This window comes from Coprococcus sp. TF11-13, from assembly GCF_003481085.1.
GTDB classification, from domain to species: Bacteria; Bacillota; Clostridia; order Lachnospirales; family Lachnospiraceae; genus Coprococcus; species Coprococcus aceti.
The window spans coordinates 1-13,123 of the sequence record NZ_QUKK01000010.1; the positions used below are offsets into that span (position 1 = coordinate 1).

Genomic DNA, 13,123 nt, shown 5'->3' on the forward strand with positions numbered 1-13,123 from the left:
CTTGAAATTCTTGTTTGGAATTTCAGGGTTGTCATGTTGTTAATTTTTCAAGGTTCTTTGTGTTCTCGTCTCTCAGCGACAACTTCTATATGTTATCACATCTGAAGTTCTTTGTCAACAACTTTTTTATCTTTTTTCAAGATCTTTTCGGTTGCTGATGTCCGACCTCTTCGGCGACAACTTCTAAATATTACCACACCGAAGTGTGTATGTCAACAACTTTTTCATTTTCTTTGTCATCATATTCCAGTGACAGAAGAAGAAAATCGATGTTAACTTATGCCGGTCACAACCAGCAAGTGAAACTATACTAAATATCTCCCAATATGTCAATAACTATTTTCAAAAAAATGTTTTTATCGTACAGATATGTGAGAGCCTTGCTGTCGTGTACCATTTCCAGCATCTGCGAAGCCACTGAGAATGCTGACAAAAACGTTATGAGAACCATTGCGATCCATATACACAACACAGCCTGTGCAACACCAAAAACAAGTCCGCCTGCTTTGTCCAGTCCACCGACCACGGGGATACCCGACAGAACATGCGATAACGCAAGAGCTATCAGCACGAGCAGTAGCACCACAAATATGGTTAACAGATAAGACAGTCCGTTCATGACCATATCTGTGAGATAATCCACAACATATGCCACATAGTCTCCGATCGCCTTTCCATTTATCTTGTCTCCGCCGTTACTGCGTATGTAGTTCTTCACGATCTCCGGCAGTTCTGTATGTTCTAGATAATCTTCTTTCTCATAGACAGATACACTTTCACTGATATCTTCCACTCCTATGCTCTGCTCCACCTTCTGCCTCACGGTGTCTCTGAGTGGTGTATGCTGACAGAGGAACTGGTTTACATACGGATTCAGCACATTTGTCAGGATCACCGCTCCTACTATGCCCACTGCACTTACCGCACTTTTGATGAGACCTCTCCTGTATCCGATAAGGGCGCACAGAAGAATAACCGCCACAGACGCAAGCAACATCAGATTCATATGCGCTTCTCCTTTCTCTTACATGCCCTTGAGGGCAATAGTCTGCGTCTCATTTTCAAATATGACCACATACTCCTCCTCGTTTGAGTCCGGCACAACATTTACAAGATTCTTGGTGAATGAATAATTAAATTTCATACTTCCATTAAACCTGATTATACTGCAGTCCATATCTCCCGTGACTATTATCTCCTCTTCAGTTGCATATATTTTGTCAAATGCATTGTCGTAGTCCACTTCAGCCTTCAGCGCACCCTTGTTGTCATATATATATATTTTGTATTTCGCCTTTGAGGCAGAATCCGAGACAGCAATATAACCCACGCAGGAAGAATTATAGAATACGCCCTGCATCTCCCTGGATCTGAGATCTATAACAGCTCTCTCCTCCGGTTTCTCCGTCATAGTGTATGTTCTTATATCTTTATTACCAAAGCATGCAATATTGTCATTATCTGTAAATTTCACGATAGGATACAATGCATCATCCACTGTATAGCTTCCCATCATACGATCAGCATTCTCATTCTGTCCAACCGAGCTAAAATTGTACATGGCTATCACAGACTGTACCTTTGTGCCCTGTATCTTCATATAACTTGTGACCAGCTTCTGTCCATCGTTCGATATGTCTATATCCATAGGGTATCCACTTTTATCTATCGTGGTCTTGAGCTCATAGATCGTGTTGCTGTCCTTATCGTATCCATTGATATAATTGCAGTCTTCTCCCACAAGTACAAGGGTGTACACTCCCTGCTCTGCAATATCAACATTTGAGATGTCGTAAGCGAGAGTCTGACGGCTGACTTCGCCGTCAACATTAAACACATACACATCTTTACCGTTCATATCCGCAACTATCGCGTAGTTTCCGCACACCTCTGCGTGTGGCATCTTCATCGCATAGCTCACATCCCACTTTGTCACGCCTTTTTCATCTATGTAAGATGCACCGTCCTTGGTCACCTTCAGCACATTTCCCGCAAACACCGTGTAATCTGCTATATTGTCACCTGATGTTTCCGTCGCTGACACCACATCATACTGAGTGTATGTCTTTATCGCATTATATCTCAAAAGTGCAGTGACAAGTCCTAGCACAACCACAATTGCTGCGATAGCGAGGAGCATTTTGCCTTTTTTGCCCATGGTACGTTTTACTTCAATGACATTATCCCTGCCATTTGCAAGGCTTTCCTCGTCCATATCATCTTCTGTCTGATTCTGAACTTCCTGTTTTTCATCGTCTCTGCCCGCAGCAATTTCCTTATCCGCAGTTTTTTTCTTTTTGGTTAAAAATTTCATATCCGTATTCCTTCTGTTCTTTATTCACTATAAAAAAACATGGTAATTATAGCATTTTTAATCTGTATAGGGAATAACCAATTTCTGGCCCTCATATATAGGTTCATCTATCTTCAGGCCATTTACCGCCGCTATACTCTCTGCGCCATCCTGCGTTCCGTACATCTTTATCGATATACTCACAAGAGTGTCCCCAGGTTCAACCACATAGATGCTCTCCGTATCCTCCGGCACAGAAGGTATCTCTGATGTTACAGCTTCATCTGAAACACTGTCCGAAGTGTATTCCGAGCCATACGAAGTTCCCTCCACCGAAGCACTTGTATTCCCCGCGCCTTTCGCCACTGATATATCCTGCGATCCATTTGCTTTCTGTGCCATCTCTGTATCCTGCACCCCTTCCGCATTCTGAGTTGCCTCCGTGTTCTGTGATCCCTGCGTATTTTTTTGTGTATAGGCATCTCCGGATGCAGCTCCTCCCACTGTTTTCTCAGCACCGGCCATGGTGTCTGCACTGTTCATGAACACCTGAACCTCACCTGAATGTTTTGCCTTTGTCAGCCTGTCCGTTATCTGCCCCACTGTATCCGGGGATATGTACCACAATGCGCCAAATGACACCGCACATACCGCAACAAAGCACGCCGCGGTTGTACCCCAGCTTCTCTTCTTCCGGTTCTCCGTCTGTTTCCCCCTCTCTCTGAAGTTTTCAACGACCGTCTTATCCTTTATTACCACACTGTCTGTCGCAGATTCCGCAGTCTCACGCTTTCTGCTGATTATGTAGTTCTGCATTTTCTCATTTCTCACATAATATATATAGTATCCCTTTTCCCTCATAAGGGTCCCGTGATCGTAATAATAAAATGCCTCCTCACACTCCAGTGCATCCATAAGGAACAGGATCTTTCCCTCACCCGGGAAATTATCGCGGTGCAGCCTTTTCATCTGATCGTTTATCTCTGCAGAGAAACCCATTCTGGACAGGAACCATCCCACGATTGACAGGTCATCGAAGTATTTGTTTATCTCCGCATATATCCCGCTCCACTCGCTGTCACCAAATTTTATCATGGATATGTCAAATTCAAGATTCTGTGCATCCACTGCGCCGCTGACAAATATCACCTTTGTGCCATTTTCATCATATACTTTTCCGAGAAGTATGGCTCCACGGCAGTTCATATTGCCCGGCGATGCAATTCTCCTCAGATATGTCATGACATAGTCTTCTACATATATCTTGTAATTTCCCGGGGCATTTCCCACCTGTCGTATATTCTTGGGCAGCTCATATTTCACCCTGTCGCTTGACCTCATCATCTCATTTGCTTCATCATATACTATCTCTATCATTCACCCGACCTCCTATACTCTTAAGCATCAGCCCTTACAGCTCCGCCAACGATGCATGAATAATACCATGTTGACAAGACGCTTTTTTAGGAAATCATGTCATTTGATGTGTGTAACTGCGCCCTATATTCCAGCCTATTACGACCTATATCTACAGGATCACGTAAATGAGCGCTTTATGAATCTATTGTGTAAACTTTGATAATCTTGGAAATACTCTATACTATAAAACACAGGCAGGGTATTGATATGATAAAAAAGAAGCAGCGACAAACAGAATATTTTAATCCAAATGACATTCTTGCCTGCCGTGCGCTTTCAACCAGAATATCGGATTTTCTGGCAGACAGCGGGCAACCTTCTGACAGCACCGTGGTTTTATGCATAGGAACCGACCGCGCTACCGGTGATGCTCTCGGCCCTCTGACAGGCAGCTTTCTGACAGAGCACAACTGTCCTTTCAAAGTATACGGAACGTTAAAAGCTCCGGTCCACGCCCTCAATCTGCGCGATACCATACACCATATATACGACCATTTTGTCTCCCCCGCCATCATCGCCGTCGACGCATCCCTTGGACGTCCTTCAGATGTAGGTATGATCACGCTCTCTAACGCCCCCCTGTACCCCGGAATCGGTGTAAATAAAAAACTCCCGGCGATAGGAGATATCTCCATCACCGGGATTGTAAATCTGTCTGGAAAGCCAGGTATGAGTCTTCTTCAGAGCACCAGGCTGTATACCGTCAGCAATATGGCACGCTTCATCTCTGACGCCATACTGTCATCATCGACACACTGACTAGCTCTCTCCCTTATAAACCTCTATGGCGCCTGACACTGTGCTTGCCGTGCCCTCCTCCATGATCGATATAAGATCAGAGAGTTTCTCTTCTGTGAGCAGATCTTTGCCAAGGAATGTGACATAGCTGTCAGTCAGATGGCTCTGCATATCAGCAAGCTGTGACTCCATGGCATTGATCTTTTCCTCGAGCTGCTTCAGATCCGCCTTAAGTGCGTCGATCTTCGGCTGCCGTCTTCCTGTTATCTCATCAGTTATAACCTGTTTTGTATCATTCTCAAATACTTTTATCGCCTCAAGCTTGCGATTGCTTATATCCTCGCGCTCCGCCTCAAGCTCGCTGAGCTTTTCATCATATTTGCCAAGATTATATACACTCTCATCCTTGTCTCTTGTTATCGAGTTTCTGATGATCCTTATCTGCTTGTTGTTGGCGCGGACCTTGTTTCTTATCCGCCTGCCCTCATTGACGATCTCAAGATTCTTTACCTTGGCAAGATTGAACACTATGAAATATATGATAAATTCTGCTATGACAATCGCCTGACTGATCACCACATACGTCAAAGTGTGAACTCCGGTCTGGTATATGGTGTATGAAAGCGCCACGCATACAATCGCCGGTATACATCCGCAGAACAGGAGTATAAGCAGTATAAGCTTAAACACGTCGCCTGCTCCGCACGGAGCGAACATACAGTAGAAAAAGCCCGTATTGCAGAAGCCCGATACATTGTTCTGCTTAAACAGCTCCTTTGCCTTGAGTCTGAGCTGTCTGTTGCTCTCGTTGAGGGAGGCCGTCTCGCTCTCTATTCGGTTGCCCATACGCTCCGTCTTCTTCTTATCTTTTTTTGACTGAAGCTGCCTTATCTTGGCTCCGTTCGCCGAAAGCTGCTGGTCGTATCCATCCTCTATCTCATTCTTTCTGTTTTTCAAGGTTGAACTGATCTCATCAGAAAGGCCCTTTTCCTCCTGTGAGATACTCCTGCTGGTCTTTCTCTGTGCCGTTCTCACCTGTTCAAGGTTGTCCTGCACATCATCGATAGCCACCACCAGCTCCCTTGCCTTTATAAGATATTCCTGATTCTCCTGGAAAACATTCTCCGATCCCATACAGTCCTCCTTATGTCTCTTATAATAGTGCATATCAAATTTATAATATCAAATCGCCTACTAATTAACAACATAATTTTGCAATTTCTGACATATCTGACACATTTCGGATTATATTCTGAAAATACTTTCTTATCATGCACCCGGTCACTATTATTTCACAGTAATTTAATTGAACTCATACTGATTATATTTTATAATTATTACATATGGGCGATAAGCAATATTTATGGTATTTATCATTTACAGAATGGGGCTGTAAAATTACAAATTATATATGACAAGGAGAAGCGGCATGAACATTTTATTTTTTCTTACACCTAAGAGCGATGTAGCATATATTGAGGACAGTTTTTCACTCAGACAGATACTTGAGAAGATGGAGATACACAGATATTCTGCAATACCGATACTATCCAACACCGGTGAATATGTCGGCACCATAACGGAGGGCGACATTCTCTGGTACTGCAAGCGCAATTCGATGAACGCGCTCAAAACCGCAGAGAGCATCTTCCTTAATGATATTCCAAAGAAATTCGAGTACGCCTCCGTATCCATCAGTTCCAACATGGAGGATCTCATAGCCAGAGCCATGGTCCAGAATTTTGTTCCGGTGGTTGACGATCAGAACAAGTTCATCGGCATAGTTACACGAAAGGATATCATCGGTTACTGCTATAAGAAACTTAAGACCAGCGAATCATAAAAAACACCCGGATATGTAAGCATTTCGCCTGCACATCCGGGTATTTTAATGTAATTCAATATATCTTAATCCCTAATTTAATATCTAATTGAGATCTCCCGTTCTGTTGACGGCGCTCACGAGTGCATGTACAGATGCGTCTATGATATCGTTCTTTATTCCTGCGCCCCATGTAACCTTACCATCGACAGTCTCGACTCCGACATAGGCAACTGCCTGTGAGTTTGAGCCAGTCTGGAGTGAATGCTCCTCGTAGCATACGACCTTGAACTGTATGTCAAAGTGCTTCTTTATAGCGTTGCTCACGGCATCCAGACGTCCATTTCCCTTGCCGTGGTAAACCTTCTTCACACCGTTCTTCAGAATAGTTATCTCTGTGGATATTCCATCTCCCTGTACGAAGTGATTCTCAAGCATCTTGATAGGGCCATCTATATTGACATATGTATTCTGGAATATATCCAATACTTCCTTTGGACTGAGCTCCTTGTGCTCCTTATCTGACACATCCTTTACTGTGTAGCCCAGATCCTCTCTGAACTTTGCAGGAAGGTCAAAGCCGTACTTTGTCTGGAGGATGAATCCAATTCCACCCTTTCCTGACTGGCTGTTTATTCTAATAACATCGCCATCATACTTTCTTCCGATATCCTCAGGGTTAAGCGGCAGATATGGACAGGTCCACATTCCGTCACCTTGCTCTTTTCTGAACTTCATTCCCTTGGCAATGGCATCCTGATGTGAGCCTGAGAATGCGGCAAATACAAGCTTTCCTGTATATGGTGAACGCTCGTAAACCTTCATTCCTGTAACTCTCTCATACATCTCTGTGAGCGATGGTATATCGCTGAGATCTATCTCAGGGTCAACTCCATGGGTGAACATGTTCATGCAGAGTGTGATCACGTCCACATTTCCTGTTCTCTCACCATTTCCAAATAATGTTCCCTCTATTCTGTCTGCGCCGGCAAGGATACCAAGCTCTGCATCTGCCACTCCACAGCCTCTGTCATTATGAGGATGAAGTGACAGGATAATATTCTCCCTGTCGTGGAGGTTCTTGCTCATATACTCTATCTGGCTTGCGTAAACATGCGGAAGTGACATCTCGACTGTTGCAGGGAGGTTGATTATAACCTTTCTGTCCGGTGTCGGCTTCCATACATCGATAACTGCGTTGCAGACCTCAAGTGCATAGTCAACCTCTGTTCCGGTGAAGCTCTCCGGTGAATACTCAAAACGATATGGAACGCCGTACTCATCAGCCATCTTGTTGAGCAGCTCTGCTCCATCCACTGCTATCTTAAGTATCTCTTCCTTTGACTTTCTGAACACCTGCTGTCTCTGGGCAAATGATGTTGAATTGTACAGATGTACGATCACGTTCTTTGCACCCTCTATAGCCTTAAATGTCTTCTCTATGATATGTGGTCTTGCCTGTGTAAGTACCTGTATCGTGACATCATCAGGTATGAGATCCTGCTCTATAAGTGTTCGGCAGAACTCGTACTCAGTCTCGGACGCTGCAGGAAATCCGATCTCTATCTCCTTGAAACCGATCCTGACAAGCTCCTTGAAAAATTCCAGCTTCTCATCAAGGCTCATAGGTACGATCAGGGCCTGATTACCGTCTCTCAGATCCACGCTGCACCAGATAGGTGCTTTGTCAATATACTCCTTGTTTACCCAGTCTGTGCACTGTACCGGCGGCATGTAATAGCCACGCTTGTAATTCTGATAATTCTTCATTGATATAACCTCCTACTTAAGCAAAAAAAAACTCACATCTCCTAATCACTATAGAGACGTAAGTTACGCGGTACCACTCTATTTCATACAATAATGTATGCTCTCATCGCAGATACAGATGAACGATATACTTACCGCCGTCTTATACCCTCCTGCTGTAACGGTCAGGCTCCGTCCCTTCCTACTTCACACGATCATCTGACGTGCCATTCAGCGGGCTGCTCCAAGGCGAGTTCAAACCCTATCGATCACCGCCTCACACCAACCGGCGGTTCTCTGAACATCTCCAGAATTCTACTGCTCCTCTTCATCGCATTATCTAGGCTGACTCTAACACATACAAGTGTCAGATGTCAACCCCTTTTAGCTATAATCCTATATATATTAACAGTTCTACCAGACAATAAATCTCTTGTTCTTGAGAGATCTTCCGCCTGCTGTAAGCATCAGTATACCCACTACAAGACCAGTAACTATCGTTATAACCCCAAGTGCTATGTTGAGTGCTCCAACCTGCTTCATAGTCTTATATGCTTTCTCCATACTCATATGCTCCTTTCTATAAGTCTTTATCAATTCTCAGATATAGTAAGTATATCATGTGATATTGCTTCTTACAACTTAAAACTTGAATTAGTTTATTTTACTTTGCACCCCGCCCGTGATAAAATAACTGTGTTTCGGATCATTATATTTGTATACAAAAAGGAGTATCAATATGCCAGCAATAACAAATGACTGGGCTGAATATCTTAAGCCTGAATATAAGAAACCTTACTATAAAAAGCTGTTTGATTTTGTGGGACAGGCATACGCAACGGAAACTGTCTACCCACCAGCCGATGATATATTCAACGCATTTCACACAACGCCGTTATCCCATGTAAAATGTGTGATAATCGGTCAGGATCCATATCATGAGCCAGGGCAGGCACACGGTCTGAGTTTCAGTGTGAAACCAGGTGTCACCATACCACCATCGCTCGTCAACATATATCAGGAGCTTCACGATGATCTGGGATGTAAGATCCCCAATAACGGATATCTTGAGAAGTGGGCCGACCAGGGAGTCCTCATGCTCAATGCCGTGCTGACCGTTCAGGCTCACAGAGCCGGTTCCCATCAGGGAAAGGGCTGGGAACATTTTACCGATGCAGCGATCAGGATCCTGAACGAGCAGGACAGACCTATCGTGTTCATCCTGTGGGGTGCATACGCCCAGAAGAAGGCCGCATTCCTGAACAACCCACACCACCTGATCCTGAAGTCCGCACACCCAAGTCCACTGTCTGTATACAGGGGCTTCTGGGGAAGCAAGCCGTTCAGCAAGACCAACGATTTCCTGGTTGCAAACGGAGTCGAGCCTATCGACTGGCAGATCGAGGACATTTGATTTTGGAGGACTGTACACATGGAGATTTATATTGTAAGACACGGTGAAACCGTATGGAATAAAAAGAAGCTGCTTCAGGGCCGGACTGACATTGAGCTCAGCGACAAAGGACGAGAGCTCGCCAGGATCACAGGAGAAAATCTGAGAGACACACACTTTGATATGGTGTTTTCCAGTCCGCTTAAGAGGGCTTACGAGACAGCCAGCCTCATTGTCGGCGGCAGGGACATTCCAATTGTGAAGAATGACCTCATAAAGGAAATGTGCTTTGGTGACTGGGAAGGGCAGAATATGTCAGAACTTCTGGCAGACGGAGGTCAGGATTTTCAGTATTTCTTCAAGCATCCTGAGCTCTATCACCCGGTTGGAAACGGTGAATCATTTGAGGAACTCTGCCAGCGGGCGGCCAGATTCATGACTGAGTATGTGGAGCCACTCTCCTCAAAATATTCAAGGATCATGATCGTTGCCCACGGTGCGATAAACAAAGCAATGATGATGCATGTAAAAAAGCATCCGCTCGAGGATTTCTGGTCAGGCGGGCTGCAGCAGAACTGCAACGTGATAATGCTTGACTACTCAGACAACGTATATACGATCATCGACGAGACAAAAATTTTCTATTAGACAGTATAATAAAAACAAAGAGCACTGTCCCGGCTTCATCCATGATACAACCTATCATGAATGTTTCAGGTTCAGTGCTCTCTGCACTTCCAGTATCTGCTCTTCTATCTTATCTGCGAGCATATATATCTGTTCATTATATCTTCCGTCTATTCTCCGCATAGCCTCGGGAAGGGGATTGAGAATGTCTGTATACGACTGCTTTATCTTCTTCTGTATCCACCTCACATCAGGCATGTAAACTATCGTTCTGAGATTGTGAAGCCTGTCCGCAAGCTTCACGATCACCGTCTGGTACGAACCCTGGGAAAATAACCTCCTGGCATATACGGAAAACGGTTCCCCCTGTATCCTAGTCAGAAGTCTTACCTGTTCGCGTATGTCCGCGCCAAATGCACTCTCTATATCGTCAAGTGTACATTCTGTATCTTCAACCGTGTCGTGAAGGAGTGCAGTTATGAGGATATCCTCGTCGGTTATCCCGCACTCTTCTCTCAGGATATTGTATACGCCAAGTATATGCTCATCATAATAAGGCTTCATACCGCCATTTCCCCGGCGCATCTGCCCTTCATGAAATGCTTTTGCCATATCCATAGCCTGCTGTATGCGTTCTGAAACCTGTACATCCGGTCCAACCATATCATCAACGCCTTTTCCCAGTGTCATGTCAGCCATCTTCTTATCCCTTTCAGTACATCCCAAACTACACAAAGTATAACATAGCAGCCTTGAATAATCTATCCATTTTTTATATACTTAACAAATGTGCTTCTATTAAATTTTACATTTACAATGAAATATTTTTTACTTTGCACATCACACTTTACAAAAGGAGTATATACATGGACATAATCAAGAAAATTGCTCAGGAGATAGGCTGTCGCGACAGCCAGGTTGAAGCAGCGGTAAAACTCATCGATGATGGCAACACAATTCCATTCATCGCCAGATATAGAAAGGAAGCCACCGGCTCCCTCAACGACGAACAGCTTCGTCTTCTTCACGAAAGACTTGTATACCTTAGAAATCTCGAGGACAAAAAGGCTCAGGTCATCGCAAGTATAGAGGAGCAGGGAAAACTTACAGATCAGCTCAGGACGGACATTGAGAAGGCCGAGACCATGGTTCTGGTCGACGATCTCTACAGACCATACAGGCCTAAGCGAAAGACAAGGGCAACCATCGCCAAGGACAAAGGGCTGGAGGGGCTTGCAAACATCATCATGCTGCAGATGACCAGAACTCCGATAGTCAAGGAAGCTGAAGCTTATGTGTCTGAGGAGAAGGGCGTTGCAGACACCAGCGAAGCCATCGCAGGCGCAATGGACATAATCGCTGAAAATATATCTGACACCGCCGATTACAGGACTCACATAAGAGACCTCACCACCAGACACGGTGTGCTGAGAACAACAGCAAAGGACCCGGAGGCTGAATCCGTATACGAGATGTACTACGACTTCTCCACCCCTGTATCCAAGATGACCGGATACAGAACCCTCGCCGTTAACCGCGGTGAAAAGGAAAAGTTCATCACAGTAAAGATCGAGGCACCGGTCAACGACATAATATCATATCTGAAAAAACAGATCATCGTCAGAGACAATCCTGAGACCGAACAGATACTTTCAGACGCGATCGCAGACAGCTACGACAGGCTCATAGCCCCTGCCATCGAGAGGGAGATCAGAAACGCCCTCACAGAGACCGCTGAGGACGGTGCCATCAAGGTATTTGCATCGAATCTGCAGCAACTCCTCATGCAGCCTCCTATCGCAGGACAGACCGTGCTCGGCTGGGATCCGGCGTTCAGAACCGGCTGTAAGCTCGCAGTTGTGGATCCGACCGGAAAGGTTCTCGACACCGTTGTCATATTCCCAACGGCACCTCAGAAGAAGGTTGCAGAGGCTAAAAATACTGTGAATGCTCTAATAAAGAAGTACGGCATAACTCTCATATCCGTGGGAAATGGTACGGCATCCAGAGAGTCAGAGATGGTGATCGCCGAGCTCATCAGTGAACTTGACACACCTGTACAGTACGTGATAACCAACGAGGCAGGAGCTTCTGTCTACTCCGCCAGCAAGCTTGCAACCGAGGAATTCCCTCATTTTGATGTTGGTCAGAGAAGTGCGGCTTCCATCGCCAGGAGAGTACAGGATCCTCTGGCAGAGCTGGTCAAGATCGATCCAAAGGCTATCGGAGTCGGTCAGTATCAGCACGATATGAACCAGAAGAAGCTGACAGAAGCCCTGGACGCAGTTGTTGAGGATTCTGTAAATAAAGTCGGCGTCGACCTCAATACCGCTTCTGCCCCACTTATGGAGCACATTTCCGGAATAAACAAGACGCTGGCCAAGAATATCGTGGATTACAGAGAGGCAAATGGACGCTTCAAAACCAGAAAGGAACTCCTCAAGGTTGCCAAGCTCGGACCTAAGGCATTTGAACAGTGCGCAGGTTTCATGAGGATAAGCGGCGGCTCAAATCCTCTGGATGCCACATCTGTACATCCTGAGAGTTACGATATAGCCACTGCCCTGCTGAGCCACATCGGCTACACAACCGATGACATTGCATCCGGCAGGCTCAAGGATCTTTCAAAAGCCGCCGGCAACATCAAAAAGCTAGCTGAGGAGCTGGGAACAGGAACGATAACTCTCAACGACATCATAAAGGAGCTTGAAAAGCCTGCCCGTGATCCCCGTGACGAGATGCCAAAGCCGATCCTCAGAGGAGATGTCCTTGAGATGAAGGATCTGACAGAGGGAATGATACTCAAGGGAACCGTCAGAAACGTGATCGACTTCGGTGCATTTGTGGATATAGGTGTTCATCAGGACGGACTTGTCCACATCTCAGAGATGTCCGACAAATTCATAAAGCACCCTCTTGACGTGGTGAGCGTCGGCGACATTGTCCAGGTAAAGGTCATCGGCATAGACCTCGCCAAGAAACGCATACAGCTCTCCATGAAGGGTATTTAACACACGACAAAATACAGTAACATATTTAAGCCTCCAGCATAGTTTATACAGAGAAAACTTATGTATGGAGG

Annotated in this window: 12 protein-coding genes and 1 other annotated feature; of the genes, 5 read left to right on the plus strand and 7 right to left on the minus strand. The window is 45.2% G+C overall.

The genetic code is table 11. The annotated features are described in order from the left end of the window. Nucleotides 1–310 precede the first annotated feature (310 nt). From DXD11_RS12755 to DXD11_RS12765, 3 genes are read right to left on the minus strand one after another with little or no spacing between them, the layout of a single operon-like run. Nucleotides 311–1,006, minus strand: a complete 696-nt coding sequence (locus DXD11_RS12755; RefSeq protein ID WP_015533408.1) for a CvpA family protein — start codon at nucleotides 1,004–1,006, stop codon at nucleotides 311–313. Between the two features lie 18 nt (nucleotides 1,007–1,024). Continuing rightward, nucleotides 1,025–2,314 carry a DUF5711 family protein gene (locus tag DXD11_RS12760; protein WP_022216739.1) on the minus strand — a complete coding sequence of 430 codons (1,290 nt, stop codon included), beginning with the start codon at nucleotides 2,312–2,314 and terminating at the stop codon, nucleotides 1,025–1,027. A 57-nt stretch (nucleotides 2,315–2,371) separates the two neighbouring features. Further along, nucleotides 2,372–3,670, minus strand: coding sequence for a LysM peptidoglycan-binding domain-containing protein (locus DXD11_RS12765; protein ID WP_118758540.1), 1,299 nt, complete (start codon nucleotides 3,668–3,670; stop codon nucleotides 2,372–2,374). A gap of 249 nt (nucleotides 3,671–3,919) precedes the next feature. Here DXD11_RS12765 and yyaC point away from each other — a divergent pair, with 249 nt between their 5' ends. Further along, entirely contained in the window at nucleotides 3,920–4,471 is a 552-nt protein-coding gene (gene yyaC, locus DXD11_RS12770; RefSeq protein WP_015533411.1) for a spore protease YyaC, read from the plus strand. Here yyaC and DXD11_RS12775 read toward each other — a convergent pair whose 3' ends face one another. Further along, on the minus strand, nucleotides 4,472–5,584 hold the full coding sequence (locus DXD11_RS12775; protein ID WP_015533412.1) for a hypothetical protein: 1,113 nt from the start codon (nucleotides 5,582–5,584) through the stop codon (nucleotides 4,472–4,474). Nucleotides 5,585–5,879: 295 nt separating this feature from the next. Between DXD11_RS12775 and DXD11_RS12780 the strand changes: the two genes are divergently transcribed. After that, entirely contained in the window at nucleotides 5,880–6,293 is a 414-nt protein-coding gene (locus DXD11_RS12780) for a CBS domain-containing protein (RefSeq protein ID WP_015533413.1), read from the plus strand. Nucleotides 6,294–6,377: 84 nt separating this feature from the next. Here the strand turns inward: DXD11_RS12780 and DXD11_RS12785 are convergent, their stop codons facing one another. Together DXD11_RS12785 and DXD11_RS14365 are read right to left on the minus strand one after the other, a co-directional pair. Then, nucleotides 6,378–8,042: a 2-isopropylmalate synthase gene (locus DXD11_RS12785; protein WP_015533414.1), complete on the minus strand. Its 1,665-nt coding sequence runs from the start codon at nucleotides 8,040–8,042 to the stop codon at nucleotides 6,378–6,380. A gap of 49 nt (nucleotides 8,043–8,091) precedes the next feature. After that, nucleotides 8,092–8,362, minus strand: a binding site (T-box leader). Nucleotides 8,363–8,435: 73 nt separating this feature from the next. Then, nucleotides 8,436–8,585, minus strand: a complete 150-nt coding sequence (locus DXD11_RS14365) for a hypothetical protein (RefSeq protein ID WP_015533415.1) — start codon at nucleotides 8,583–8,585, stop codon at nucleotides 8,436–8,438. A 175-nt stretch (nucleotides 8,586–8,760) separates the two neighbouring features. Here DXD11_RS14365 and DXD11_RS12790 point away from each other — a divergent pair, with 175 nt between their 5' ends. Beyond that, nucleotides 8,761–9,435, plus strand: a complete 675-nt coding sequence (locus tag DXD11_RS12790; protein WP_015533416.1) for a uracil-DNA glycosylase — start codon at nucleotides 8,761–8,763, stop codon at nucleotides 9,433–9,435. A gap of 18 nt (nucleotides 9,436–9,453) precedes the next feature. After that, nucleotides 9,454–10,062 (plus strand): histidine phosphatase family protein, encoded by a 609-nt coding sequence (locus tag DXD11_RS12795; protein WP_055147975.1) that lies wholly within the window; start codon nucleotides 9,454–9,456, stop codon nucleotides 10,060–10,062. A 54-nt stretch (nucleotides 10,063–10,116) separates the two neighbouring features. Here DXD11_RS12795 and DXD11_RS12800 read toward each other — a convergent pair whose 3' ends face one another. After that, nucleotides 10,117–10,740: an HD domain-containing protein gene (locus DXD11_RS12800; protein ID WP_022216736.1), complete on the minus strand. Its 624-nt coding sequence runs from the start codon at nucleotides 10,738–10,740 to the stop codon at nucleotides 10,117–10,119. 167 nt (nucleotides 10,741–10,907) lie between these two features. Here DXD11_RS12800 and DXD11_RS12805 point away from each other — a divergent pair, with 167 nt between their 5' ends. After that, the gene (locus tag DXD11_RS12805; RefSeq protein ID WP_082418111.1) at nucleotides 10,908–13,052 is read left to right on the plus strand and encodes a Tex family protein; all 2,145 of its coding nucleotides are present in this window, start codon (nucleotides 10,908–10,910) and stop codon (nucleotides 13,050–13,052) included. The last annotated feature ends 71 nt before the right edge of the window (nucleotides 13,053–13,123 follow it).

Coding starts and splice junctions, on each gene's coding strand:
- DXD11_RS12755 (WP_015533408.1), bottom strand. CDS start 1,006: ATGAATCTGATGTTGCTTGCGTCTGTGGCGGTTATTCTTCTGTGCGCC.
- DXD11_RS12760 (WP_022216739.1), bottom strand. CDS start 2,314: ATGAAATTTTTAACCAAAAAGAAAAAAACTGCGGATAAGGAAATTGCT.
- DXD11_RS12765 (WP_118758540.1), bottom strand. CDS start 3,670: ATGATAGAGATAGTATATGATGAAGCAAATGAGATGATGAGGTCAAGC.
- yyaC (WP_015533411.1), top strand. CDS start 3,920: ATGATAAAAAAGAAGCAGCGACAAACAGAATATTTTAATCCAAATGAC.
- DXD11_RS12775 (WP_015533412.1), bottom strand. CDS start 5,584: ATGGGATCGGAGAATGTTTTCCAGGAGAATCAGGAATATCTTATAAAG.
- DXD11_RS12780 (WP_015533413.1), top strand. CDS start 5,880: ATGAACATTTTATTTTTTCTTACACCTAAGAGCGATGTAGCATATATT.
- DXD11_RS12785 (WP_015533414.1), bottom strand. CDS start 8,042: ATGAAGAATTATCAGAATTACAAGCGTGGCTATTACATGCCGCCGGTA.
- DXD11_RS14365 (WP_015533415.1), bottom strand. CDS start 8,585: ATGGAGAAAGCATATAAGACTATGAAGCAGGTTGGAGCACTCAACATA.
- DXD11_RS12790 (WP_015533416.1), top strand. CDS start 8,761: ATGCCAGCAATAACAAATGACTGGGCTGAATATCTTAAGCCTGAATAT.
- DXD11_RS12795 (WP_055147975.1), top strand. CDS start 9,454: ATGGAGATTTATATTGTAAGACACGGTGAAACCGTATGGAATAAAAAG.
- DXD11_RS12800 (WP_022216736.1), bottom strand. CDS start 10,740: ATGGCTGACATGACACTGGGAAAAGGCGTTGATGATATGGTTGGACCG.
- DXD11_RS12805 (WP_082418111.1), top strand. CDS start 10,908: ATGGACATAATCAAGAAAATTGCTCAGGAGATAGGCTGTCGCGACAGC.